At 69.7% G+C, this 22,614-nt stretch carries 23 protein-coding genes and 1 riboswitch; of the genes, 16 read left to right on the top strand and 7 right to left on the bottom strand.

The window, feature by feature from the left end:
* The first annotated feature begins 264 nt into the window (after positions 1–264).
* From K0H49_RS21235 to nrdR, 3 genes are all read left to right on the top strand, one after another.
* Positions 265–1,104: a lytic transglycosylase domain-containing protein gene (locus tag K0H49_RS21235; RefSeq protein ID WP_219216687.1), complete on the top strand. Its 840-nt coding sequence runs from the start codon at positions 265–267 to the stop codon at positions 1,102–1,104.
* 50 nt (positions 1,105–1,154) lie between these two features.
* Positions 1,155–1,275: riboswitch (ZMP/ZTP riboswitch) on the top strand.
* A 43-nt stretch (positions 1,276–1,318) separates the two neighbouring features.
* Entirely contained in the window at positions 1,319–2,563 is a 1,245-nt protein-coding gene (gene glyA, locus K0H49_RS21230) for a serine hydroxymethyltransferase (RefSeq protein ID WP_219216685.1), read from the top strand.
* A gap of 26 nt (positions 2,564–2,589) precedes the next feature.
* Entirely contained in the window at positions 2,590–3,033 is a 444-nt protein-coding gene (gene nrdR, locus K0H49_RS21225) for a transcriptional regulator NrdR (protein WP_183025625.1), read from the top strand.
* Between the two features lie 12 nt (positions 3,034–3,045).
* On the opposite strand, the gene K0H49_RS21220 is transcribed toward nrdR, so the two are convergent.
* From K0H49_RS21220 to pilV, 6 genes are read right to left on the bottom strand one after another with little or no spacing between them, the layout of a single operon-like run.
* Complete coding sequence (locus K0H49_RS21220; protein WP_219216683.1) at positions 3,046–3,570, bottom strand: GspH/FimT family pseudopilin; 525 nt, start codon at positions 3,568–3,570, stop codon at positions 3,046–3,048.
* Entirely contained in the window at positions 3,570–3,995 is a 426-nt protein-coding gene (locus K0H49_RS21215; RefSeq protein ID WP_219216681.1) for a type IV pilin protein, read from the bottom strand. Before K0H49_RS21215 ends, K0H49_RS21220 begins: the two co-directional genes overlap by 1 nt.
* Positions 3,992–7,942, bottom strand: a complete 3,951-nt coding sequence (locus K0H49_RS21210; protein ID WP_219216678.1) for a pilus assembly protein — start codon at positions 7,940–7,942, stop codon at positions 3,992–3,994. Before K0H49_RS21210 ends, K0H49_RS21215 begins: the two co-directional genes overlap by 4 nt.
* A 2-nt stretch (positions 7,943–7,944) precedes the next feature.
* Positions 7,945–8,586: a pilus assembly PilX family protein gene (locus tag K0H49_RS21205; protein ID WP_374122398.1), complete on the bottom strand. Its 642-nt coding sequence runs from the start codon at positions 8,584–8,586 to the stop codon at positions 7,945–7,947.
* Entirely contained in the window at positions 8,583–9,581 is a 999-nt protein-coding gene (locus K0H49_RS21200; protein WP_219216676.1) for a PilW family protein, read from the bottom strand. The genes K0H49_RS21205 and K0H49_RS21200 overlap by 4 nt, the downstream gene beginning before the upstream one ends.
* Positions 9,562–10,146 carry a type IV pilus modification protein PilV gene (pilV, locus tag K0H49_RS21195; RefSeq protein ID WP_219216674.1) on the bottom strand — a complete coding sequence of 195 codons (585 nt, stop codon included), beginning with the start codon at positions 10,144–10,146 and terminating at the stop codon, positions 9,562–9,564. Before pilV ends, K0H49_RS21200 begins: the two co-directional genes overlap by 20 nt.
* Before the next feature lie 168 nt (positions 10,147–10,314).
* Between pilV and ribD the strand changes: the two genes are divergently transcribed.
* The 11 genes from ribD to K0H49_RS21140 all read left to right on the top strand — a co-directional run bounded on the left by ribD (position 10,315) and on the right by K0H49_RS21140 (position 18,709).
* The gene (gene ribD / locus K0H49_RS21190; RefSeq protein WP_219216672.1) at positions 10,315–11,445 is read left to right on the top strand and encodes a bifunctional diaminohydroxyphosphoribosylaminopyrimidine deaminase/5-amino-6-(5-phosphoribosylamino)uracil reductase RibD; all 1,131 of its coding nucleotides are present in this window, start codon (positions 10,315–10,317) and stop codon (positions 11,443–11,445) included.
* A gap of 64 nt (positions 11,446–11,509) precedes the next feature.
* Positions 11,510–12,169 carry a riboflavin synthase gene (locus K0H49_RS21185; RefSeq protein ID WP_219216670.1) on the top strand — a complete coding sequence of 220 codons (660 nt, stop codon included), beginning with the start codon at positions 11,510–11,512 and terminating at the stop codon, positions 12,167–12,169.
* Entirely contained in the window at positions 12,166–13,320 is a 1,155-nt protein-coding gene (gene ribBA, locus K0H49_RS21180; RefSeq protein ID WP_219216667.1) for a bifunctional 3,4-dihydroxy-2-butanone-4-phosphate synthase/GTP cyclohydrolase II, read from the top strand. Before K0H49_RS21185 ends, ribBA begins: the two co-directional genes overlap by 4 nt.
* Positions 13,321–13,323: 3 nt before the next feature.
* Positions 13,324–13,791 (top strand): 6,7-dimethyl-8-ribityllumazine synthase, encoded by a 468-nt coding sequence (gene ribH / locus K0H49_RS21175; RefSeq protein ID WP_219216666.1) that lies wholly within the window; start codon positions 13,324–13,326, stop codon positions 13,789–13,791.
* Entirely contained in the window at positions 13,788–14,324 is a 537-nt protein-coding gene (gene nusB / locus K0H49_RS21170; protein ID WP_183025614.1) for a transcription antitermination factor NusB, read from the top strand. Before ribH ends, nusB begins: the two co-directional genes overlap by 4 nt.
* On the top strand, positions 14,321–15,505 hold the full coding sequence (locus K0H49_RS21165) for a pyridoxal phosphate-dependent aminotransferase (RefSeq protein ID WP_219216664.1): 1,185 nt from the start codon (positions 14,321–14,323) through the stop codon (positions 15,503–15,505). The genes nusB and K0H49_RS21165 overlap by 4 nt, the downstream gene beginning before the upstream one ends.
* Positions 15,502–15,939, top strand: a complete 438-nt coding sequence (gene ybgC / locus K0H49_RS21160) for a tol-pal system-associated acyl-CoA thioesterase (RefSeq protein WP_183025612.1) — start codon at positions 15,502–15,504, stop codon at positions 15,937–15,939. The genes K0H49_RS21165 and ybgC overlap by 4 nt, the downstream gene beginning before the upstream one ends.
* Positions 15,936–16,637, top strand: coding sequence for a protein TolQ (tolQ, locus tag K0H49_RS21155; protein WP_219216662.1), 702 nt, complete (start codon positions 15,936–15,938; stop codon positions 16,635–16,637). The genes ybgC and tolQ overlap by 4 nt, the downstream gene beginning before the upstream one ends.
* A gap of 27 nt (positions 16,638–16,664) precedes the next feature.
* A complete protein-coding gene (locus K0H49_RS21150) occupies positions 16,665–17,102 on the top strand; it encodes an ExbD/TolR family protein (RefSeq protein WP_219216660.1) in 438 nt (145 codons plus the stop codon).
* Positions 17,103–17,105: 3 nt separating this feature from the next.
* Positions 17,106–18,101 carry a cell envelope integrity protein TolA gene (gene tolA, locus K0H49_RS21145; protein WP_219216658.1) on the top strand — a complete coding sequence of 332 codons (996 nt, stop codon included), beginning with the start codon at positions 17,106–17,108 and terminating at the stop codon, positions 18,099–18,101.
* Between the two features lie 182 nt (positions 18,102–18,283).
* Positions 18,284–18,709: a universal stress protein gene (locus tag K0H49_RS21140; RefSeq protein WP_219216656.1), complete on the top strand. Its 426-nt coding sequence runs from the start codon at positions 18,284–18,286 to the stop codon at positions 18,707–18,709.
* A 9-nt stretch (positions 18,710–18,718) separates the two neighbouring features.
* Here K0H49_RS21140 and K0H49_RS21135 read toward each other — a convergent pair whose 3' ends face one another.
* On the bottom strand, positions 18,719–19,036 hold the full coding sequence (locus K0H49_RS21135) for a YnfA family protein (protein WP_219216654.1): 318 nt from the start codon (positions 19,034–19,036) through the stop codon (positions 18,719–18,721).
* A 116-nt stretch (positions 19,037–19,152) separates the two neighbouring features.
* On the opposite strand from K0H49_RS21135, the gene K0H49_RS21130 reads away from it, so the two are divergent.
* Both K0H49_RS21130 and K0H49_RS21125 read left to right on the top strand, forming a co-directional pair.
* The gene (locus K0H49_RS21130; protein WP_219219060.1) at positions 19,153–21,504 is read left to right on the top strand and encodes an FdhF/YdeP family oxidoreductase; all 2,352 of its coding nucleotides are present in this window, start codon (positions 19,153–19,155) and stop codon (positions 21,502–21,504) included.
* Entirely contained in the window at positions 21,501–22,613 is a 1,113-nt protein-coding gene (locus tag K0H49_RS21125; RefSeq protein ID WP_219216652.1) for a catalase family protein, read from the top strand. Before K0H49_RS21130 ends, K0H49_RS21125 begins: the two co-directional genes overlap by 4 nt.
* Position 22,614: the final 1 nt, after the last annotated feature.

Raw genomic sequence — 22,614 nt, 5'->3', positions numbered from 1 at the left:
TTCAGCCATCCCAGCATAACAATCGATTTCCTTATGCTTGACCGGGTATTTGGCCGCTCCTAGAATCCGCCGTCGCCCCGCGCTCCACCCCCTCGCGCCGGGCCTTCTTTCTCTTTCCGCCGCCGAACCTGCTTCGGCTCATCAGGCTGCAGCGCACTTCCCTCCTCGCGCTCACCTGGTACGTACCAATCCAAGCGCTGTCGTTTGTTTTCTCCGTCGCCCCCAAGGGCGCAGAGGCTCAGGCGCCGCACAGAAAGGAAAACGATGAACAAGGCGTTGGAGGCCACAGCCCGCGGGCTACGGACATTCGGATCCGATGTGGTCGACGGCTTTTTCGAGATCACGCACAACGGCTTCGCCCTGCTGGGCCTGGCCACGGTGTTCGTGGTGCTCGCGTTGATGGCCCGACCGGACTTGCGCGAAAGCGGCGAAGTCCACCTGATGAGTTGGCTCGAGTCGCGCAAGCCGGCACCGGAAGCCACGGCGCTCGAGCCCAATGCGATCGAACGCACGACCGCGGCGAGCCCCAAGGACCTGCCCAAGCAGCAGGCGGCCGTGGCCTTCTGGCTGAGCAAGAAGTACCGTGTCGCGGCCGAGCCGCTGAGCGTGCTGGTGGCGGAAGCCTACCAACTCGGCCAGCGCACCAAGCTCGACCCGACGCTGATCCTGGCCATCATGGCGGTCGAGTCCAGCTTCAATCCCTTTGCGCAAAGCCAGGTCGGCGCGCAGGGCCTGATGCAGGTCATGACCCGCGTGCATGTCGACAAGTACGAGAGCGCGGGCGGTACGCTCACCGCCTTCGACCCCGTCACCAACATGCGCGTCGGCGTGAAAGTGCTGCAGGAATGCATCGCACGCGCCGGCTCGCTGGAAGCCGGCCTGCGCTACTACGTGGGCGCGGCCAACCTCGACGACGACGGCGGCTACACGAGCAAGGTGCTGGCCGAGCACGAGCGGCTGCGCCTGGTGGCCGCGGGGCGGACGCTCCCGGTGGTCCCGCCGGCGGTGCTGCGCACCCAGCCGATCCCGGTCGGCGCCCCTGCCAACAACGCCAAGCCCGACGTCGCGCCGCCGCAGAAGGTCGCGCTGCTGGCCGCCTCCTGATCGCGCGGCTCGCCCCTGCGGCGGCGAGCCCCTCGACCCTGGGCTACACTCGCGAGGTACGCGACTGGCGATAGACGCCATCCCTTTCCAGCGGATGGCGTTGACGTGGAATACCACTGGGAAGCGTGCCGCCCGGCTTCGGGCGATCAGCCGTTCGCCTGGGCAGCCCTTGTTTCATCGTAGAGAGCAAGGACCACCGTCTTTAAGGACTGCCATGTACCACCGCGACATCCTGGTCGAACAGACCGATCCCGAAATCTGGGCTGCGATTCAAGCCGAAAACGCGCGCCAGGAACACCACATCGAGCTGATCGCCAGCGAGAACTACGCCTCCCCGGCCGTCATGCAGGCCCAGGGCTCGCAGCTCACCAACAAGTACGCCGAAGGCTATCCGGGCAAGCGCTACTACGGCGGTTGCGAGCATGTCGACGTGGCCGAGCAACTGGCCATCGACCGCGTCAAGCAGATCTTCGGTGCCGACGCCGCCAACGTGCAGCCGCATTGCGGCGCCTCGGCCAACGAAGCCGTGATGCTGGCCTTCCTCAAGCCGGGTGACACCATCATGGGCATGAGCCTGGCCGAAGGCGGCCACCTGACCCACGGCATGCCGCTGAACATGAGCGGCAAGTGGTTCAACGTGGTGAGCTACGGCCTGGACGCCAACGAAGCCATCGACTACGACGCGATGGAGCGCAAGGCGCACGAGCACAAGCCCAAGCTGATCATCGCGGGCGCCTCGGCCTACTCGCTGCACATCGATTTCGAGCGCTTCGCCAAGGTGGCCAAAGACGTCGGCGCGATCTTCATGGTCGACATCGCCCACTACGCCGGCCTGGTGGCCGCGGGCGTGTACCCCAACCCGGTGCCGCATGCCGACATCGTGACCTCGACCACCCACAAGAGCCTGCGCGGCCCGCGCGGCGGCATCATCCTGATGAAGTCGCAGCACGAGAAGGCGATCAACAGCGCGATCTTCCCCGGCCTGCAGGGCGGCCCGCTGATGCACGTGATCGCCGCCAAGGCCGTCGCGTTCAAGGAAGCCATGACGCCCGAGTTCAAGAGCTACCAGCAACAGGTGGTCAAGAACGCCAAGATCGTGGCCGACACGCTGACCGAGCGCGGCCTGCGCATCGTCAGCGGTCGCACCGAAAGCCACGTCATGCTGGTCGACCTGCGCGCCAAGGGCATCACCGGCAAGGAAGCCGAAGCGGTGCTGGGCGCGGCCCACATGACGATCAACAAGAACGCGATCCCCAACGATCCGGAAAAGCCGATGGTGACCAGCGGCGTGCGCATCGGCACGCCGGCCATGACCACGCGCGGCTTCAAGGACGAGGAAGCGCGCCTGACGGCCAACCTGGTGGCGGACGTGCTCGAGAACCCGCGCGATGCGGCGAACATCGATGCCGTGCGCGCCAAGGTGCACGCGCTGACGAGCCGGTTCCCGGTCTACCGTTGAACTTCACCGCCTGAGCCGCCCGCAGCATGAAGTGCCCGTTCTGCGGCCATGCCGAGACCCAGGTCGTCGAGACCCGGGTCTCGGAGGACGGCGACTTCGTGCGCCGCCGTCGCCAGTGCGGCGACTGCGACAAGCGCTTCACCACCTACGAACGGCCGGACGTCAACTTTCCGGTCGTGGTCAAGAAGGACGGCAGCCGCGCTGACTTCGACTCCAAGAAGGTGCGTGCCTCAATGATGCTGGCGCTGCGCAAGCGGCCGGTGAGCATCGAGCAGATCGACGGCGCCTTGCTGCGCATCGACCAGCGCCTGCTTTCCAGCGGCCTGCGCGAGATCGACTCGACCAAGGTCGGCGAGCTCGTGATGCGCGAGCTCAAGAAGCTCGACAAGGTGGCTTACGTCCGCTTCGCTTCGGTGTACCGCAGCTTCGAGGACGTGGACGAATTCCGGCAGTTGCTGCGGGACATCTGAGTCCCTGCCGCGCTAGCGCTGGCTGCCGCAGCGCCCCAGGCCGCAATCGCCGGCCTTGTCGGGGTCGCACAGCTTGGGCCGGCCCGAGGCCGGAACGACGATCGAGCTGCGGCGCTGGGTCCGGGCCCTGAAGGTCAGGCACCCCAGCGCATTGATGCCCTTGCTGCCACCCGCGAAGCCATTGGCGCCGTAGCTCACCGACTGGCCGAAGGCATTGCCCAGCGCATCCACCTCGATGCCCTCGCGCAGCGGCTCGAAACGCCGCAGGACCACGACCTCGCTGCCCTGCTGAACCTGCACCTGCCAGCCACTGCCCCAGTCGCGGCCGAGCGGCAGGACCTTGACGCTTTGCGAGCGCCGCAGCGCCTCGATGCGCGCCAGATTCAGCGCCGCGATGAAGTCCCGGCTGCTCGCTGCCAGCCGCTGGTGCAGCAGCAGATCGCGAAAGCCGGGAACCGCCAGCGTTGCCAGGATGGCCAGCAACGCCACGACGACCAGGAGCTCGACAAGCGTGAAGCCTCGGCCCGCCCGTGCCATCACGGCCAGCACCCCGCCGGCGACACCGTGCCGGTGCAGCCCTTCTCCCCGCGGCTGTCCAGCCAGAGCGCCTGTACCGCGGGATCGACGAAGCCGCGCCTGAGCGTGGCCGTGAGCCGGATGCAATGCCGCGTGTCGGCCTGGCCCGCACATGTCCCGACGGCCAGCGTGTACTTGCCGCCGCCGGAGCCCAGGCCAGAGTCGCTCCTGAAGGGGGTGGCGCTGTAGGTGGCGCGCTGCGTGTGGAAACGCTCCTGCTGCTGCATCTCCTGCATCAGCGCCGTGCGCGCCTCGGCGCGCCAACCCTTGCGCAACGCTTCGGTGTAGACCGGATAGGCCACCGCCGCCAGGATGGCGACCACGACCACCGCCATCATCAGTTCCATGAGCGTGAAGCCGCGCGGGGCCCGGTGGCGGCGCTTCATTGCTTCAAGTCCTTGAAGTTGAGGACCCGACGCCAGTTCAGGCGCCCGCCCACCTGGCTGACCTTGCCGCTGGCGAGCGGCCGGTCGATGGAGACGCCCGGTCCGTCGCCGGTCCCGGTGCCGATGTTGACGACCTCGACCTTGCCGGTCTCGATGCGGCGACCGAAGGCGTCGGTCCGGCCAAACGCACCCTCGCCGGCCTGGACGATCAACGGCGCGCCCGGCATGCCGACGGTCGAGGGGATGCAGGTCGGGCCCGCCGACAGGCCCGTCAGGGCGTTCACCGCGCAACTGTGGCCGCCACCGCCTGCGTCACAGACCGTGCCCTGGGGGATCAGCGTGTTGAAGAACAGCTGGCCGGCGTCGAGCGCCATGCGCGACACCAGTCGCTCGCCCCGGTCTTCGGCATCGGGCAGGTCGAAATACCAGCCACGGCGCTGGGCTGTACGCGCGTTGTAGCGGCCGTAGGCGAAGGCGTCGCCGGTGACCTGGAAGCGTGCCCCGTCCTTCTCGACGCGGCGGGCTTGCAGTTGCGTGCGGGCGCCGTCTTCGGGAATGGCCTGGCCGTTGTCGTGCACCGCATAGATCGATTGCGCGGAGCGGCTGGCAGGGTCGTCGACTTCCACCCATTTCCCGGTGCCGAACAGCAGGAGCGCGCCGCCATTCGGCCCGACCCCGACTTCCGGCGGCACGGTGATCGGCTGGCGCTGGCCCGCCGCGTCCCGGGCGACCATCAGCGGCGCGCCCGCCAGGGCCAGTGCGTTGGCCGCGGTCCAGGGTGCATTGGTCGCGAAGTCGAACTTCCACAGGTGGCCCTGGGTGTCGCCGGCGTAGAGCCATCGCGTGGCACCGTCCGCGCCCGCGTAGTCGCCGACCGGGCCGAGCGCGTTGACCCGCGTGGTGTCGGCCGGCGCGGGCAGCAGGACCTTGTGGTAGTTGCCGCCCCTGACCCAGGGCTCGCCCGGTGCCTTGTCGAGCGACAGCAGGAACAATGCACCGGCCCGGGTCGGGTTGGCGTTGTTGAAACCGGAAGGCACCACCGCGAACCACCGATAGGTCGCGGCCTTGCCGTTGCTGGCCGCCGCCGTGCGGAATTTCAGCAGCCTCGGCGCCTGGGTGACATGGCCCATGTCGGCGTCGTCGACCCCGGTGAACTCCCATCGGACCTGCGACGCGGCAAAGCGCTCGGGCGTGCTCACGTCCAGCGCGAAGACCCCGCGCGCGCCACCGCCCATGCCCGAGACCAGCATCGTCTTCCACTGGCCGTCGGCGCCCAGAAACTCGCCGGCGACCGGACTGCCGTCGACAAAGGGCTGGTGGACATAGGCCGGCGAAGCGTAGGCGCCCAGCTTGTCGAACACCGCGCGCGGCACGTAGGCGAAGAGTTCGCTGCCGTCGTCGGCAGCAAAAGCGTGCAGCATGCCGTCGTTGGCACCGACGTACACGGCCTGTCGCCGCGCCCGGTTCGCGGCCAGGAAGTCCGCGTAACCCGGCCCCTGCAGCGCGGCGCTCGGTGCGCCCACCTGCAGCGGCGTGGCGTTGACGACGTCGCCCATCACCGAGTCGCGCATGCGGAACACCCCCGCACTGCCGTGGCCCTCGCGGCGGCGGTCGCCGCGCAGGTAGGCAACGCGGGCCGCGCCCAGTCCGTCGCGCTCGTCCGTCTGCGAGAAGGGCACGCGGTCCAGGGCGGCTCGCAGCGACGCATCGGCGCTCACGGCATCCCACACGAATTCGGCGCCCTGGCCCGTGCTGAGCTGCGTGAAGATGCGCCGGCCGGCCGGTTCGCGGGCCGCCACAGGGGGCACCGCCTCCGGGTTGCCCGTGAGGCGCTCGCCCGCATTCCAGATTGCGGTGGCGCCCTTGCCGAGCGTGCCTTGGGTCGCGTCGTAACGCAGAGGGTAGGCCAGCAGCGAGCCCGACCAGGTGCTGCCGTCGAACTGCGGGATGTAGAGCTGCGTGCCGCTGCGCGCGATCCTGTGGCTGGCGATGGCGCCGCCCGCGCTGGTGCCGCTGGCGGCCGAGGCGCTTCGGAAGATCTCCCGGATGGCCGCAACCATCTCCTGAGGCCGGCTCGCGAGGAAGTAGCCGCGCGGCCTGGGAAAGCCGTCGTCGTCCACGCCCGCCTGCCATTCCGCGTTCGAGACCACCTCGTCGCCGCCGGCACCGCTGGTGGTCACGAAGGGGTTGCCGTCCTGGTTGCGGTCGTCGAAGGCGCCGTACTTGGCCGCGAGGTAGTAGGCGCTGCCGCGCTGGGCCCGGCGCACCGTGCCATCGCCCCGCTCGTCCACGTCGATGGCGTAGGTCTTCACCCGCAGCGCGGGATGGTCGCTGCGGATCTGCTGCGTGTGCGCCCAATAGGCCAGCCCCGCCCAAGCCAGGGAGCCGGCGCTTGCCCCCGTGTCGAGCGTGGCCATGTTCTGCGCGCTGATCTGCATGCCGCTGCGGTAGGCAAAGGCGCGCGGGCCGCCGGCATTGCCGCGCGTCCTCAGCCCGGGCTTGCCCGAGGGATGGGTGTAGGCCAGCGACTCGTCGTTCTCGAACGCGCCCACGACGCTGCTCCAGTGGGCGGCATCAGGCTCCATCCGGGCGGGGTCGGGGGTGCGAAAGCCGCTCGGCCAGCCGTCGAGCCCGTCGTTGCGCAAGCCCGGCAGCGATTGGTCGTGGTGCGTGGAGAGGTCGCCGATCGCCAGCACATGGTTGCGCTGGCAGCCCTCGACCACCGGGTCCCACAGCGCCCGATCGCCGGCGCCCCAGTAACGGCTCTGGTTGTAGACGGGGAAGCCGTCCTTCATCGCCGGCGTCATGCCGGCCGCGGCCGGCTCGGACGGCGGCTGCCCCTGCAGGTAGCGCAGCGATTCGTAGTAGAGCTCACCCACGGGGTCCAGCCCCTTGTAGGTGCCCGCCACGGGACCGGTGCGCCCGAACTGGTTCAGGTAGTTCGCCACGCCGCTGAGGCCCTCGCTCGCTGCCAGCGGATTGCGCACGAACACGCCGGTCGTCGCGTCCCACTCGGGCGCCTCGTTCGCGATCTTCTCGAAGCGCTCGTTCTGCCCCTGCGGGCCGGTGAATTTCATCGGCGCGCGCAGCACGCCGCCATAGCGCGCATTGCGGTCGTCCATCAGGTAACCGAAGGCAGCGAAGCGCATCTTGTCGGCATGGGTCTGCAGCGCGCCGACGGGCTTGGCCTGTCCGCCCGGATACCTGAAGCACAGATCGCGGCGGGTCGTGCCCTCGGCGCCGCTGCAGACCTGCACACGCGCCAGGTAGGGTGCCGCACCGTCCGGCCCGTAGGTCTGGTTGGCCCCGGGCGCGCTGCAGTGGCCCCTGGACGCGGAACCGACGAACAGGCGGTCTCGGCAGTTGGCGATGCGCACGGTGCCCTCCGCCCTCACCTGCCCGCGTGCGACCAGCGGTGTCAGCTGGTCGAGGCGGCCACTCAGGATGCGGGCCGGGAAGTAACGGTCCGAGTTGTAGAAATCGTCTCGCAGCACGGCCCGTTGCAGCACCGTCGTCTCGGCGGTGTCGATCACACGGTCGCCACCGGTCATGGCATAGCGCAGCATGTCGATGGCCGACGAGGCGGCCCAGTTGAGCATGTTGCCGCTCCACTGGTGGGCGCAGACGATGCCGTCGCGGCCCTCGCTGGCATCGGCGCTGCGCCGGAAGAAACCGTCGGCCACCGCGTAGTCGTAGCAGCCCATCGGGTCCCAGTAGCCGATGTAGGTCTTGCGCAGGTCGAAGTCGCCCCGGTAGGCCGCGCCGGTGGTCGAGTACGCCACCGACAGATCCAGCACCATGTTCGGCTTCACGCGCGCCGCGGAAGCGGACAGCGGCTCGGCCGCCAGCACCGCATCGGGCGGGCGCGCCGGCGCAGCGGCGCTTGCGTGGGGCCCGGCCAGGCAGAGCGACAAGGCCAAAAGGCTGCGGCGAAGGATCGATTGCATGCTCATGGGCACCCCGGGCTGGCCATGGATTTGTAGAGCGTGGTCTGCAACATCACCTGCGTCCGGGCATCGACGCCGAAACCCACGGCGGTCACGCGGAAGAGATGGGTGGCGTGCTCGGCGCCCGCACCCTGGAGACGATGGGCCTCCCAGCCGCCGCGGTTGCGGATCGCTTCGACGACGTAGCGCGGCGGATGGGCCGGTACCGCACCCTGGTCCTCGCCCGCCACGTAGGACTGGCCGGTGAACCGTCCGTAGGGCACGGCAACGGCGCTCGCGGGCGAGAGGTCGGCGGCCATCCAGGCGGGTGTTTCGCCCGGTGCGGTGGCCGCGCACAGACCCAGGTTGCGACCCGTGCCGCAACCGGCGGCGAAGGCGGCGATGTCCCGGTGGTCGAACAGGCACAGCCGGGCCGCGGCATCGGCGTTCGGCCCGAGCACGTCACGCTCGGCATCGACCAACGCAGCCTCGGCAGCCTGCAGCGCGATCTCGGTGTCGCGGTCGCTGCGGGCCGCGACCTCGTTGACCAGCGCCAACTGCGCCGCGGACACGCCGAGCACCATCACGATGGCCAGCAACAGCAGCACCACGATCAGCGAGAAGCCGCGCTGCGCCGCCGCGACGCCATGGGACGGCGCGTTCACGACGGATCCCTCGCGACATTGCGCAACATCAGCGTGAAGCTCGTCGTCAGGCGGAAACGGCCATCGTCCGGCGGATCGAAAGCCACGCGATGTCCGAACGCGGCGCCCAGTGGCGCCAGGGTGGCCACCGCCGTGCCCGCGCGCCTCAGGTCTGCGTGGGGCCGCGCACTGCGCACCACCATGCCGATCCGCAGCCCCACGACCTTGCGCCATTCGGTGCTGGCCGGCACGCCGGCGGCGCGGGCCTGCTCGTCGAGCGCCTGGGCATCGAGCCAGCGCTCGGGGATGCTGTCGCCATCGGCGTCGTAACCGAAAACCACCTTGAACTTCTCGACGCCGCGCGCGATGGGCTGCGCATGGAAGCTGTCGGCGGCGCCGGCATGGAGCACGCGCCGCTTGCAGTACAGCTCGGGTTCGCCGTCGGCGGCCCGCGCCACATAGAAGAAGCTCCAGGCCCGCGCAGCCTCGGGCGCGCCGCCCCCGGGCCCGCTCACCGCCTGTCCGAGGCAGTCGACCATGGTGCCGTCGGGCTCGTCGCTGTCGAAGGCGTTGCGACCGAAGAAGCGTACCAGCAGCGAATCGTTGGCCGCCACGGGGTCGGCGCCGTGCACGCCGACGCTGTCACCGGTGCCAGGGACGACGGTGCGCGTCGCGCCGAAGACATGGAGGCTCGACGGATCTGCGGCGGCGCCCGGCAGCGCCGCATTGCCCGCGACCGCGCCGACGCCGTCGACCGCCCGGTCGGGCGCGTAGTCCGCATAGCCGGCCTGCCGGACCACGTTCTGCACCACGTAGCGCGCATAACGCATCGTGTCCTGCGCCTGCTGGAGGTCGGCGTTGGCATCGAACAGCTTGCGGGCGGCGAGGAAGGCGGTGCCAGCCGCCAGCACCACGACCAGCCCGAGGGCCAGCGCCACCATCAACTCGATCAGCGTGACGCCGCGCGCCGGGCGGCGGCGCCCGGTCGGGCGCGGCTCAGAAGCCTTCGGGCCCATGGCCATCACCGTCGTGTCCGGAGCTCAGCTGCATGACCAGGCGGGGTGGCGAGGCGGCGCCATCGGCCTCGGCCTTGGGCCCCAGCCGGGGTGTCCAGCCCAGCTTGACGGCCAGCGTGCGGCCGGTCCGGGTGCAGGCCCAGACACCCTGCTCGGCACGGGCGAAGGCCTCGTCGAAGCAGACCACCAGCCGGGCCTCGGGCAAGGCGGCCTGCACACGAAGCGCCCATTCATGCACGTCCCAGGCCGCCAGCTGCGCGGCATTGCAGGACGCTTCGCCCAGGCAGGCCAGCGCGCTGGCGGGGGCCGCGTCGCCCGCGCCCAGTGCGAGCAGATAGGGGTTCGTCGCGTCGTTTCTCGCCGCGATGGCCGTGTTCGCGCGTAGCTTCTCGGACAGGTCGCGCGCCAGGTCGACGGCCGCACTGAACACGGCCGACTCGCTGGCACTGCGCAGCGAAGTCATCAGCATGCCTGCCGCGCCCAGCAATCCCGCGCCGAGCATCAGGATCGAGACCAGCACCTCGAGAAGAGAAAAGCCTCCGGCCAGACGTCTGGAACACGTCATGTTCTGTTCCTCCCTGCACCTCCTCGATCGCCGGCAGGATGCGCCTGCTCGTCCGTCGAAGTGCCGGGAGTCTAGATTTGAACGCCGACGCACCGCCTGCCGTTCGTCGGCCCACACGGCCCCTCGTATGATTCGCCGGCGCGCCGCGCGACCCGCCACACCCTGCCCATGCCCTCCTCCTCTCCCGACGCGCAGCACATCGCGCACGCCCAGCAACTGGCCTCGGACGCCCGCCTGCTGACCGATCCGAATCCGCGCGTCGGCTGCGTGCTGGTCGCGCCCTCCGGCGAAGTGATCGGCAGCGGCCACACCCAGCGCGCGGGCGGCCCGCATGCCGAGGTGATGGCGCTGCGCGACGCCGCTTCGCGCGGCCTGTCGGTGGTTGGCGCCACGGCCTACGTCACGCTCGAACCCTGCGCCCACCATGGCCGCACGGGCCCCTGCTGCGACGCCCTGGTCGCCGCCGGCATCGGCCGCGTCGTGGCGTCGATCGCCGACCCGAATCCGCTGGTCGCCGGCCAGGGCTTCGCCCGGCTGCGCGCGGCCGGCGTGGCGGTCGAGGTGGGCGCACAGGCCGAGGCGACGCGCGAACTCAACATCGGCTTCTTCAGCCGCATGGTCCGCCGGACACCCTGGGTGCGGCTGAAGACCGCGGCCTCGCTCGACGGCAAGACGGCGCTGCGCAATGGCGTGAGCCAGTGGATCACCTCGACCGAGGCCCGCACCGACGGCCATGCCTGGCGCGCCCGCGCGAGCGCCGTGCTGACCGGCGTGGGCACGGTCATCGACGACGACCCGCGCCTCGATGTGCGGCTGGTCGAGACGCCGCGCCAGCCGAATCTGGTGATCGTCGACAGCCGGCTGCAGACTCCGCCCGGCGCCAGGCTCTTCGACGTGCCCGATCGCCAGGTCTGGATCTACGCCGCGCAGCCCGACGCCGACCGGGCCGCGGCCCTGACGGCGCGCGGCGCGACCATCGTCTCGTTGCCCAATGCCGACGGCAAGGTCGACCTGGGCGCGATGCTGCACGACCTGGCGCGACGCGAAGTCAACGAACTGCACGTCGAGGCCGGCCACAAGCTCAACGGCTCGCTGCTGCGCGAAGGCTGGGTCGACGAACTGCTGGTCTACCTGGCGCCCAAGCTGATCGGCGAGGGCCTGGAGATGGCCAGCCAGCCTTTCGCCGAGGGCCCGCTGACCGCGTTGGCCGGCGCCCTGCCCCTGGAATTCCGTTCGGTGGAGCGCTTCGGGCCCGACCTGCGCATCCTGGCGCGCGTCGCCGGGCGCGACGCTTTCTGAAGCGGAAATGCGCGTGGCGGCGCGGCCGCCTCCGAAGCCCTGCGTTCTCTGCGAAAATGCGGGGATGTTCACCGGCATCATCACCGGCGTGGGGCGCATCGCCGCCGTACGCAACCTCGGAAGCTCCTCCTCTCACGGCAAGCGCCTCAGCATTGCCACGCCACCCGGCTATCTGGACGACGTCGGCCTCGGTGACAGCATTGCGCTCAACGGCGCCTGCATGACCGTGACCTCGCTCGATCCGGCCCAGCAACAGTTCACCATCGACATCTCCGTCGAATCGCTGGACAAGACCGCCGGCCTGGCCGAAGAAAGCGCGCAGCTCAACCTCGAGAAGGCGATGCGCGCCAGCGACCGGCTGGGCGGCCACATCGTGTCGGGCCATGTCGACGGCATCGGCACGGTGCGCCGCTTCGCGCCGGTCGGCGAGAGCTGGGAATTGCGCGTGCTCGCGCCGCCGGCATTGGCGCGCTTCCTCGCGTACAAGGGCTCGATCACCGTGAACGGCGTGAGCCTCACGGTCAACAGCGTGAGCGATGGGGCCGACGGCAGCGAGATCAGCATCAACCTGATCCCGCACACGGTGGAGAACACCTCGCTCGGCACGCTGCGCGAAGGCGCCCGCGTGAACCTCGAAATCGATACCGTCGCTCGCTACGTCGAGCGCATGCTCCAGGCCGGGATGCTTCCCGCCGCAATTTCATCAGCAACCACCACGCCATGAACGCATCCATCACCCCCATCGCGGGCAATCGCACCGGGCGGGCTCCGGCCCCCATCTCGTCAGTCGAGGAGATCGTCGCCGACATGGCGGCCGGCCGCATGGTCATCCTGGTCGACGAGGAAGACCGCGAGAACGAGGGCGACATCGTGCTGGCGGCCGACCACGTGACGCCCGAAGCCATCAACTTCATGGCGCGCTATGCCCGCGGCCTGATCTGCCTCACGCTGTCGCGCGAGATGTGCGAGCGGCTCAACCTGCCGCCGATGGTGGCGCGCAACGGCGCCCAGCACTCGACCGCCTTCACGGTCTCCATCGAGGCCGCCGAAGGCGTGACCACCGGCATCTCGGCGGCCGACCGTGCGCGCACCGTGCAGGCCGCGGTCGCACGCAACGCGGTGGCGGCCGACCTGGTCCAGCCTGGCCACATCTTCCCGCTGCAGGCGGTCGACGGCGGCGTGCTGATGCGCGCCGGCCACACCGAAGCCGGCTGCGACTTCGCCACCATGGCCGGCTGCTCGCCCGCCTCGGTGATCTGCGAAGTGATGAACGAAGACGGCACGATGGCGCGCCTGCCCGACCTGCAGCTGTTCGCGGCCGAGCACGGCCTGAAGATCGGCACCATCGCTGCGCTGATCGAGCACCGCAGCCGCACCGAGACGCTGGTCCACAAGGTCGGCTGCCGCGAGATCGAAACCGCCTGGGGCCGCTTCACGGCCCACGCCTTCCAGGACAAGCCGAGCAACGGCGTGCACCTGGCACTGGTGCGCGGCAGCTGGGGCGCCGACGAGACCGTGGCCGTGCGCGTGCACGAGCCGCTGTCGGTGCTCGACGCGCTCGAGATCAACCGCTCGCTGCACTCCTGGAGCCTCGACGCCAGCCTCGCCTACATCGCGAAGCAGGACAAGGGCGTCGCGATCCTGCTGAACTGCGGTGAATCCGCGGCCGAGCTGCTGGCCCAATTCGACGGGACCGCGCGTCCCGCCCAGGCGCCCGAGCGCGGCCGCATGGACCTGCGCAGCTACGGCGTGGGCGCGCAGATCCTGCGCGAATGCGGCGTGCACAAGATGCAGCTGCTGGGCACGCCGCGTCGCATGCCCAGCATGGCGGCCGGCTACGGCATCGAAATCACCGGCTACATCCACAAGGACTGACACGTGCTTCACGCAAACAAGGGCGAGCCTCTGGCGCTCGACGGACAAGGACTGCGCATCGGCATCGTGCAGGCGCGCTTCAACGAAGACATCACCAACGCACTGGCCGAAGCCTGCCTAGCCGAACTCGCCGCGCTCGGCGTGGCCGATGCCGACATCGACCACGTGCGCGTGCCCGGCGCGCTCGAAGTGCCGGTCGCGCTGCAGGCCATGGCCCGGCGCGGCGGCTACCACGCGCTGGTCGCGCTGGGCTGCATCATCCGCGGCGAGACCTACCATTTCGAACTCGTGGCGAACGAGTCCGGTGCAAGCGTGAGCCGCATCGCACTCGACCACCACCTGCCCATCGCCAACGCGATCCTCACCACCGAAAACCTGGAACAAGCCGTGGCCCGCCAGACCGACAAGGGCCGCGATGCGGCGCGCGTCGCCGTCGAAATGGCGCAGCTGCTGGCAACCACCCTCTCATGACCGCAGACCTTCCTCCCGAACAAGACGCCAAGCCGCGCCAGGTGCGCACCGGCCTCACCAGCACGGGCGCACGCAAGGCCTCGGCCAAGTCCAACCGCAGCCGCTCGCGCGAATTCGCGCTGCAGGCGCTCTACCAGCACCTGGTGGGCCGCAACGACGCCACCGAGATCGACCACTTCACGCGCGACCTGGCAGGCTTCCACAAGGCCGATGCCGCGCACTACGACGCGCTGCTGCACGGCACGATCCGTGAAGAGGCCGAGCTCGACGCCATGATCCAGCCGCTGCTGGACCGCAAGTTCGGCGAGATCTCGCCGATCGAGCATGCCGTGATGTGGATCGGCGTCTACGAATTCCGCCACTGCCTCGACGTGCCATGGCGCGTGGTGCTCAACGAGTGCATCGAGCTGGCCAAGGAATTCGGCGGCACCGACGGCCACAAGTACGTGAACGCGGTGCTCAACGGCCTGGCGCCCACACTGCGCAGCGTCGAGGTCGAAGCCGACCGCGCATCGGGGAAAGCGCGCGCATGAGGATCTCGAGCCGCGCGGAAAAGATCGAGCCCTTCTATGTGATGGAGGTGGCCAAGGCCGCCAGCGCGCTGGCGCGCGAGGTGGCCCACACCGACCGGCCGATGATCTTCCTGAACATCGGCGAGCCCGACTTCACCGCGCCGCCCCTGGTGCAGGAAGCCGCGGTGCGCGCCGTGCGCGCGGGCGCCACGCAGTACACGCAGGCCACCGGCCTGGAGCTGCTGCGCGAACGCATCAGCGGCTGGTATCGCGAGCGCTTCGGCGTCGACGTGCCGGCCCGCCGCATCGTGATCACGGCCGGCGCCTCGGCCGCGCTGCAGCTGGCCTGCCTGGCGCTGATCGAGACCGGCGACGAGATCCTGCTGCCCGACCCCAGCTACCCCTGCAACCGCCATTTCGTGACGGCCGCCGAGGGACGCGCCGTGCTGGTGCCGACCACCGCGGCCGAGCGCTTCCAGCTCAGCGCCGCCAAGGTCGAGGCCGCCTGGACCGACAAGACGCGCGGCGTGCTGCTGGCCTCGCCCTCGAACCCGACCGGCACCTCGATCGCACCCGACGAACTGCGCCGCATCCACGAGGTGGTGTCGCGCCGCGGCGGCATCACGCTGATCGACGAGATCTACCTGGGCCTGTCGCACGACGACGCCTTCGGCCAGACCGCACTGGCCATCGACGACCAGGTCATCAGCATCAACAGCTTCAGCAAGTACTTCAACATGACCGGCTGGCGGCTCGGCTGGCTGGTGGTGCCCGATGCGATCGTGCCGGCGGTCGAGCGGCTGGCGCAGAACCTGTTCATCTGCGCGAGCACCGTGGCCCAGTACGCGGCGCTGGCCTGCTTCGAGCCCGAGAGCATCGCCGAGTACGAGCGCCGCCGCGCCGAGTTCAAGGCCCGGCGCGACTGGTTCATTCCGCAGCTCAACGCGCTCGGACTCACGGTGCCGGTCGAGCCCGACGGCGCCTTCTATGCCTGGGCCGACTGCACCGACTTCGCCCGCAGGCTGGGCATCGAGGGCAGCTGGGACTTCGCCTTCGAGGTCATGAAGCGCGCCCATGTCGCGATCACGCCGGGCCGCGATTTCGGCACGGCCGAGACCTCGCGCTTCGTGCGCTTCTCGACCGCCAGCTCGATGGCGCACCTCGAAGAAGCGATCGCGCGGCTCAAGACGCTGGCCGGATGAGCTTCCAGTTCCCGATCCGCATCTACTGGGAGGACACCGATGCCGGCGGCATCGTGTTCTACGCGAACTACCTGAAGTTCATGGAGCGCGCGCGCACCGAGTGGCTGCGCGACCTGGGCATCGAGCAGCGCGCGCTGCGCGAACAGAGCGGCGGGATGTTCGTGGTGAGCGAGACCCAGCTCAAGTACCACCGGCCGGCGCGCCTCGACGACGAACTGCTTGTTACGGTCGAGCTGCGGCAGACCGGCTCGGCGTCGGCCATAATCGCCCAGCGCGTGCTATCAAAAGAAGAGCAACCCTCTTTGCTGTGCGAAGGCACGATCCGCATCGGCTGGGTCGATGGCCTCACATTGCGCCCGGCACGCATTCCGGCCCATGTTGCGGGAACCCTCGAGCGCCATCGCGGCTCCATGTCTCAACCTCTCACGCCATGAACCAAGACCTCTCGATCCTCACCCTCCTGATCCATGCCAGCCTGCCTGTGCAACTCGTGGTGCTGCTGCTGGCCGGCATCTCGATCGCCAGCTGGGCGGCGATCTTCCGCAAGTTCTTCGCGCTCAAGCGCATGCGCGCCCTCAACGACGAGTTCGAGCGCGACTTCTGGTCGGGCACCAGCCTCAACGAGCTGTTCGCCTCGGCGGCCCAGAACGCCAAGCTCGCCGGCCCGATGGAGCGCATCTTCGCCTCCGGCATGCGCGAGTACCAGAAGCTGCGCGAACGCCACGTGGCCGATGCCGGCACGCTGCTGGACGGCGCACGCCGCGCGATGCGCGCGAGCTTCCAGCGCGAACTCGACGTGGCCGAATCCAACCTGTCCTTCCTGGCGACGGTCGGCTCGGTCTCGCCCTATGTGGGCCTGTTCGGCACGGTCTGGGGGATCATGCATGCCTTCACCGGCCTGGCCGCGCTGACCCAGGTCACGCTGGCCACGGTCGCACCCGGCATCGCCGAGGCGCTGGTCGCCACCGCCATCGGCCTGTTCGCCGCCATCCCCGCGGTGGTCGGCTACAACCGCTTCGCGCGCGAGATCGACAAGACCGCGATCGCGCTCGAGACCTTCATCGAAGAGTTCTCGAACATCCTGCAGCGCAACCTGTCGACCCAGCCGGCGCCCTCGAGCGCCGGCCGCTGAGCCCGGCGCCGAACGGAAGACGAGCCCATGCCCGCCACCTCCTCCCGCGGCCGCGGCCGCCGCACGATCAACGAGATCAACATGGTCCCGTTCATCGACGTCATGCTGGTGCTGCTGATCATCTTCATGGTCACCGCCCCGTTGATCACGCCCAGCGTGATCAACCTGCCCAGCGTCGACCGCGCCAACAAGCAGCCCGACAAGCCGATCGAGATCGTCATCAAGTCCGATGACGAGATCCAGATCAAGAAAGACCCGTCCAGCGGCTCGGGCGGCAGCGCCATCCCCTTCGCGCAGATCGGCGCGGCCGTGAAGACCGCGCAGGGCGGCGATGCCGAGCGCCCGGTGGTCATCAGCGCCGACAAGTCGGTCAAGTACGAGACCGTGGTCAAGGCCATGAACCAGCTCAAGCGCGCGGGCGTCGAACGGGTCGGCCTGTCGGTCACGACCACGGGCGCGAAGTAAGGCATGTCGCTCGCCGCCGACCGCCCCGAGTTCGCCCCCCCGCCGCAACGCGGCACGCCGCGCGCCATCGCCTTCGCGCTGGCGGCGCACGCCGTGCTCATCGCCGCGCTGACCTGGGGCGTGCACTGGAAGCGCGATGCCGAGAGCGACGCCGTCGAGGCCGAGATCTGGTCGACCACGGTGCAGCAGGCCGCGCCGCGCCTGACGCAGCCGCCGGCCCCGGTGCCACCGCCCGCGCCAGCCCCCGTGCCGACACCGGCACCGCCGCCCCCTCCTCCGCCACCGCCGCCCGCGGTGAAGGCGCCCGAGCCCGCCCCCGCCCCACGCCCACCCGACATCGCGCTCGAACGCGAGAAGAAGGCCCGCGAGCAGAAGGAGCGCGAGCAGGAAATCGAGCAGGCCAAGCAGGAAAAGAAGATGGAAGCCGCGAAGAAGGCGGCCCAGGAAAAGAAGGATCTCGAGGCCAAGCGCCGCGCCGAGGAAGACGCCCAGGATCGCCGCGAAGCGCAGGAGAAGGCCCAGGCCGACGCGCGCAAGAAGAAGGAAGCCGAGGCCAAGCAGCAGCAACAGCAGCAGCAGGCCGAGGCCGCGAAGAAGAAGGAAGCCGATGCCGCCAAGCAGGCGGCGGCCGACCGCGCCGCCACGCTCAAGCGCATGCAGGGCCTGGCCGGCGCCAGCGGCGACGACAACGCGACCGGCACCGCGCTGAAGTCCTCCGGCCCCTCGGGCAGCTACGGCGGCCGGGTCGCCGCGGCCGTGCGTCCGAACGTGGTGTTCCCCGACGCCGAACTCGTCAACGGCAACCCGGGTGCCGAATTCGAGGTCAAGCTGGCGCCCGACGGCACCATCGTCGGCACGCCGCGGCTGGTCAAGTCCAGTGGCCTGCCCGCCTGGGACCAGGCCGCGCTGCGCGCGCTGCAGAAGACCGAGAAGCTGCCGCGCGACATCGACGGCCGGGTGCCACCCGCGCTGATCGTCGAGCTCAAGCCCAAGCGCTGAGCCTTCGGGGGCGCCTGCGCGGGTTGATCTGCATCAACCCGCGCAGCGCACAGGCCCCCTACGCTCGAGGTCAAGACCGCAGCGTCTCCGGGGGCAAGCGCACTCGGGGGAACGGGCTGTGGTCACATGTTGCAGGGCCCGCCACCGTGGCAGCCCTCTTCCATGACCCTGAAAGGACCCTCATGAAAATCCTCGTCGCCGTCGATGGCAGCCCGTACACCCAGAAGGCCCTGGCCTACCTGGCCGATCACCGCGCCATGTTCGTCGAAGGCCATGAACTCGTGGTGCTGCACGTCTGCACCGCCTTGCCAGGCAACGTGAAGCGCCATGTGTCCAGGGAAGTCGTTGACGGCTACTACGCCGAAGAAGCCGCCAAGGTCTTCGAGCCGGTGAAGAAGGCCCTGGCCGACCAGGGCGTGAGCGCCTTCACCACCCAGGAGCGCCATGGCTACGCGCCCGAGGAGATCGTCGCGGCCGCCAGGGAAGCCGGCGCCGGCCTGATCGTCATGGGCACCCATGGCCACGGCATGTTCGGCCGCGCGCTCATGGGTTCGGTGGCCAGCAAGGTGATCGCCGAAAGTCCGGTGTCGGTGCTGCTGGTCAAGTAAGGCCGGCCCTCACTTGGGCTGGAACATGATCAGGCCCATGCCCATCAGCGCCACCACCACACCGGCCACGTCCCAGGGCGTCGGCCGGATGCCATCCACGGCCCAGAGCCAGACGATCGCCACCCCGATGTAGACACCGCCGTAGGCCGCATAGACGCGGCCCGCGGCCGTGGCATGCAGCGTGAGCAGCCAGGCGAACAGCGCCAGACTCAGCGCGGCGGGCACCAGCAGCCAGACCGACTTGCCCTGCTTGAGCCACAGCCAGGGCAGGTAGCAGCCGACGATTTCGGCCAGCGCGGTGGCGACGAAGAGCGCGAGAGTTTTCATGCGCGCATTGTCGGTGGCGGGCCGTCCGACACCGCGCGGCAGCACTGCCCTACGCGGGCCTTTGCGGCGGCCCGAATACTGCAGGCCATCAGCCGCCGATCGTGCGGCCCTACGGAATGGCCGGCCACGTGAGCGACACCCCCACCTTCGAACCCAACGAACACCCGGCCGGCGGCTGGGGCTCCCTCCAGGCCGTGGCCGGCGTTCTGACGCGTGAACGCATTCCCATCCAGGGAACCAAGGCGCTGCTCAAGCAGAACCAGCATGGCGGCTTTGCCTGCGTCAGCTGCGCGTGGGCCAAGCCAGCGAAGCCGCACCGCGCAGAGTTTTGCGAGAACGGCGCCAAGGCCACGGCCTGGGAACTCACGGCCAAGCGGATGCCGCCCGGCTTCTTCGCGCAGCACACGCTGACGAGCCTGGAGAGCTGGAGCGACCATGCGCTCGAGGAAGGCGGCCGGCTCACCGTGCCGCTGCGCTGGGACGCGGCCACCGACCGCTATGTCGAAGTCGCCTGGGACGAGGCCTACGCGGGCATCGGTGCGGAACTCCGTGCGCTGCGTGCTGCCGATCCCAAGTCCACGGTGTTCTACGCCTCGGGCCGCGCTTCGCTGGAAGCCAGCTACATGTACCAGCTGCTGGCCCGGCTCTACGGCAACAACAACCTGCCCGACAGCTCCAACATGTGCCACGAGAGCACCTCGGTGGCGCTGCCCCAGACCATCGGCGTGCCGGTGGGGACAGTGACGCTCGACGACTTCGACCAGACCGACGCGATCTTCTTCTTCGGCCAGAACGTGGGCGTGAACAGCCCGCGCATGCTGCACCAGCTGCAGGAGGCACGGCAGCGCGGCGTGCCGATCGTGAGCTTCAACCCTCTCAAGGAACGCGGGCTGGTGAGCTTCGCCAACCCCCAGTCGCCGATCGAGATGCTCACGCCGGCCCGGACCGCCATCAGCACGCAGTACCTGCAGCTGAAGATCGGCGGCGACATCGCGGCCATCAGCGGGCTGTGCAAGGCGCTGATCGCGGCCGACGACGAAGCGCGGCGCAGCGGTGCCGCACGCGTGGTCGACGCGGACTTCATCGCCGAGCACACGCAGGGCTTCGATGCCTTCGCCGCGCGCATGCGCGAGACGCCGTGGGAGGCGATCGAATCCGAATCGGGCCTCACCCGGACGGCGCTCGAACAGGCGGCCGCGGTCTATGCCCGCGCGCGTGCCGTGATCGGCATCTACGGCATGGGCCTCACCCAGCACCGCAAGGGCGTGATGAATGTGCAGATGGTGTCGAACCTGCTGCTCCTGGGCGGGCACATCGGCCGGCGCGGCGCGGGCATCTGCCCGGTGCGCGGCCACTCGAACGTGCAGGGCCAGCGCACCGTGGGCATCACTGAGAAGCCCGAGCTCGCGCCGCTGGACACGCTGGCCGCGCTCTACCGCTTCGAGCCGCCGCGCGACCAGGGGCGCAACACCGTCGCCACCTGCGAGGGTGTGCTCGACGGCTCGGTGCGCGCCTTCGTCGGCCTGGGCGGCAACTTCCTGCGCGCGGTGCCCGACACCGCCCGCGTCGAGGCGGCCTGGCGCAGGCTGCGGCTCACGGTCCAGGTCGCGACCAAGCTCAATCGCAGTCACCTGGTGCACGGCGAGGTGGCCTACCTGCTGCCTTGCCTGGGCCGCATCGAGATCGACCGCCAGGCGGGCGGCGCGCAGACGGTATCGGTCGAGGACTCGACCGGCTTCATGCACGCCTCCGACGGCATGGCCGAACCGGCCGAAGCCACGCTGCGCTCCGAGGCCGCGATTATCGCGGGCATCGCGCAGGCCACGCTCGAGCCCAACGACCACGTGCCCTGGGCCGCCTGGGCGGGCGACTACGGCCGCGTGCGCGACGCCATCGAGGCCACCTGGCCCGAGATCTTCCGCGACTTCAACGGCCGCTTCCGCGCGCCCGGCGGCTTCCACCGGCCGATCCCGGCGCGCGAGCGCATCTGGAAGACACCCAGCGGCAAGGCGCAGTTCATCGTGCCCGACACGCTGGTGGCCGACCCCGACACGCCCGAGACCGCGCCGGACGTGCTGCGCCTCATGACGATGCGCAGCGACGACCAGTTCAATACCACCATCTACAGCCTCGACGACCGCTTTCGCGGCATCTACGGCACGCGCCAGGTGCTGCTGCTCCATGCAGCCGACATCGCGCGCCTGGGCCTGGCCGAGGGCGACACCGTGACCGCCACCACCGCCGTCGACGACGGCGTGAGGCGCGAAGTCATCGGCCTGCGCGTCACGCCCTTCGACATCCCCGCAGGCTGCGCGGCCGGCTACTTTCCCGAATGCAATCCGCTGGTGCCGCTCGCGCACCATGCCGAGGGCAGCCAAGTGCCAGCCTTCAAGTCGATCCCGATCCGGCTGCGGCGCACGAGCGGCCGCCCGCCCTCCTTTCCCCACGATTCAAAGGAACAGCCATGAGCGACCCCACCACGCACCCCATCACACCGCTGCCCTACCAGGCCGATTTCGAAGCGCTCGAGGACGGCGAGGCCGAGACCGAACGCGCGTTGAGCGAAACCCTGCACAAGATCAACGAGATCGTGCGCAAGGACGAGGGCCATGCCTACCGCAGCGTGCATGCGAAGAGCCACGGCCTGCTGTTCGGCGAACTGCAGGTCGCGGCAGGCCTACCCTCGATGCTGGCGCAAGGCGTGTTCGCCACGCCGGCGTCGTACCCGGTCGTGATGCGCCTGTCGACCGTGCCCGGTGACCTGCTGGACGACAGCGTGTCGACGCCGCGCGGCCTGGGCATGAAGATCATCGGTGTGCCGGGGGAGCGTTTGCCCGGGTCGCAGGCCGATGTCACGCAGGATTTCCTGATGGTCAACGGGCCGGTGTTCAGCGCACCCACCGCCAAGAAATTCCTGGGCACGCTCAAGTTGCTCGCATCCAGCACCGACAAGCTGCCGGGCCTCAAGAAGGCGCTGTCGGCCACGCTGCGCGGGCTCGAGAGCCTGATCGAGAAGGCCGGCGGCGAGAGCGGCACGCTCAAGGCGCTGGGCGGCCACCCCGAGACGAACATCCTCGGCGAGACCTTCTACACGCAGGTGCCCATGCTGTTCGGGCCCTACATGGGCAAGCTGCAGCTGGTGCCGGTGTCTCCCGAACTCACCGCGCTGACCGATGCACCGGTCGACCTGCACGATCGGCCCCACGGCCTGCGCGACGCGGTGGTCGAACACTTCAGCCACAGCGGCGGCACCTGGGAACTGCGGGTCCAGCTGTGCACCGACCTCCAGGCCATGCCGATCGAGGATGCTTCGGTGCAGTGGCCGGAAGACCAGAGCCCCTTCGTCACGGTGGCACGCATCGTGGCCGCGCCGCAGGTCGCCTGGAGCGACGCGCGCTCGGCCGCGGTGGACGACGGCATGTCCTTCAGCCCCTGGCACGGCCTGGCCGCGCACCGGCCGATCGGTTCGGTCATGCGCGTGCGCAAGGCGGTCTATGCGATGGCGGCACGCTACCGTTCCGAGCACAACGCGACCCAGGTGCAGGAGCCGCGCAGCCTGACCGCGCTGCCCGATTGAG

It is taken from the genome of Variovorax boronicumulans, assembly GCF_019352895.1.
In the GTDB taxonomy this organism is placed as follows: Bacteria; Pseudomonadota; Gammaproteobacteria; order Burkholderiales; family Burkholderiaceae_C; genus Variovorax; species Variovorax boronicumulans_A.
This window is presented reverse-complemented; position numbering and strand designations above follow the sequence as displayed.

What these genes read in the sequence shown, in the direction of transcription:
- K0H49_RS21185 (WP_219216670.1), top strand. Translation starts at nt 11,510, where the DNA reads ATGTTCACCGGCATCATCACCGGCGTGGGGCGCATCGCCGCCGTACGC.
- K0H49_RS21165 (WP_219216664.1), top strand. Translation starts at nt 14,321, where the DNA reads ATGAGGATCTCGAGCCGCGCGGAAAAGATCGAGCCCTTCTATGTGATG.
- K0H49_RS21210 (WP_219216678.1), bottom strand. Translation starts at nt 7,942, where the DNA reads ATGCAATCGATCCTTCGCCGCAGCCTTTTGGCCTTGTCGCTCTGCCTG.
- tolQ (WP_219216662.1), top strand. Translation starts at nt 15,936, where the DNA reads ATGAACCAAGACCTCTCGATCCTCACCCTCCTGATCCATGCCAGCCTG.
- K0H49_RS21235 (WP_219216687.1), top strand. Translation starts at nt 265, where the DNA reads ATGAACAAGGCGTTGGAGGCCACAGCCCGCGGGCTACGGACATTCGGA.
- glyA (WP_219216685.1), top strand. Translation starts at nt 1,319, where the DNA reads ATGTACCACCGCGACATCCTGGTCGAACAGACCGATCCCGAAATCTGG.
- K0H49_RS21135 (WP_219216654.1), bottom strand. Translation starts at nt 19,036, where the DNA reads ATGAAAACTCTCGCGCTCTTCGTCGCCACCGCGCTGGCCGAAATCGTC.
- K0H49_RS21140 (WP_219216656.1), top strand. Translation starts at nt 18,284, where the DNA reads ATGAAAATCCTCGTCGCCGTCGATGGCAGCCCGTACACCCAGAAGGCC.
- tolA (WP_219216658.1), top strand. Translation starts at nt 17,106, where the DNA reads ATGTCGCTCGCCGCCGACCGCCCCGAGTTCGCCCCCCCGCCGCAACGC.
- K0H49_RS21200 (WP_219216676.1), bottom strand. Translation starts at nt 9,581, where the DNA reads ATGGGCCCGAAGGCTTCTGAGCCGCGCCCGACCGGGCGCCGCCGCCCG.
- pilV (WP_219216674.1), bottom strand. Translation starts at nt 10,146, where the DNA reads ATGACGTGTTCCAGACGTCTGGCCGGAGGCTTTTCTCTTCTCGAGGTG.
- nrdR (WP_183025625.1), top strand. Translation starts at nt 2,590, where the DNA reads ATGAAGTGCCCGTTCTGCGGCCATGCCGAGACCCAGGTCGTCGAGACC.
- K0H49_RS21130 (WP_219219060.1), top strand. Translation starts at nt 19,153, where the DNA reads ATGGCCGGCCACGTGAGCGACACCCCCACCTTCGAACCCAACGAACAC.
- ribD (WP_219216672.1), top strand. Translation starts at nt 10,315, where the DNA reads ATGCCCTCCTCCTCTCCCGACGCGCAGCACATCGCGCACGCCCAGCAA.
- ribBA (WP_219216667.1), top strand. Translation starts at nt 12,166, where the DNA reads ATGAACGCATCCATCACCCCCATCGCGGGCAATCGCACCGGGCGGGCT.
- nusB (WP_183025614.1), top strand. Translation starts at nt 13,788, where the DNA reads ATGACCGCAGACCTTCCTCCCGAACAAGACGCCAAGCCGCGCCAGGTG.
- K0H49_RS21220 (WP_219216683.1), bottom strand. Translation starts at nt 3,570, where the DNA reads ATGGCACGGGCGGGCCGAGGCTTCACGCTTGTCGAGCTCCTGGTCGTC.
- K0H49_RS21125 (WP_219216652.1), top strand. Translation starts at nt 21,501, where the DNA reads ATGAGCGACCCCACCACGCACCCCATCACACCGCTGCCCTACCAGGCC.
- ybgC (WP_183025612.1), top strand. Translation starts at nt 15,502, where the DNA reads ATGAGCTTCCAGTTCCCGATCCGCATCTACTGGGAGGACACCGATGCC.
- K0H49_RS21215 (WP_219216681.1), bottom strand. Translation starts at nt 3,995, where the DNA reads ATGAAGCGCCGCCACCGGGCCCCGCGCGGCTTCACGCTCATGGAACTG.
- K0H49_RS21150 (WP_219216660.1), top strand. Translation starts at nt 16,665, where the DNA reads ATGCCCGCCACCTCCTCCCGCGGCCGCGGCCGCCGCACGATCAACGAG.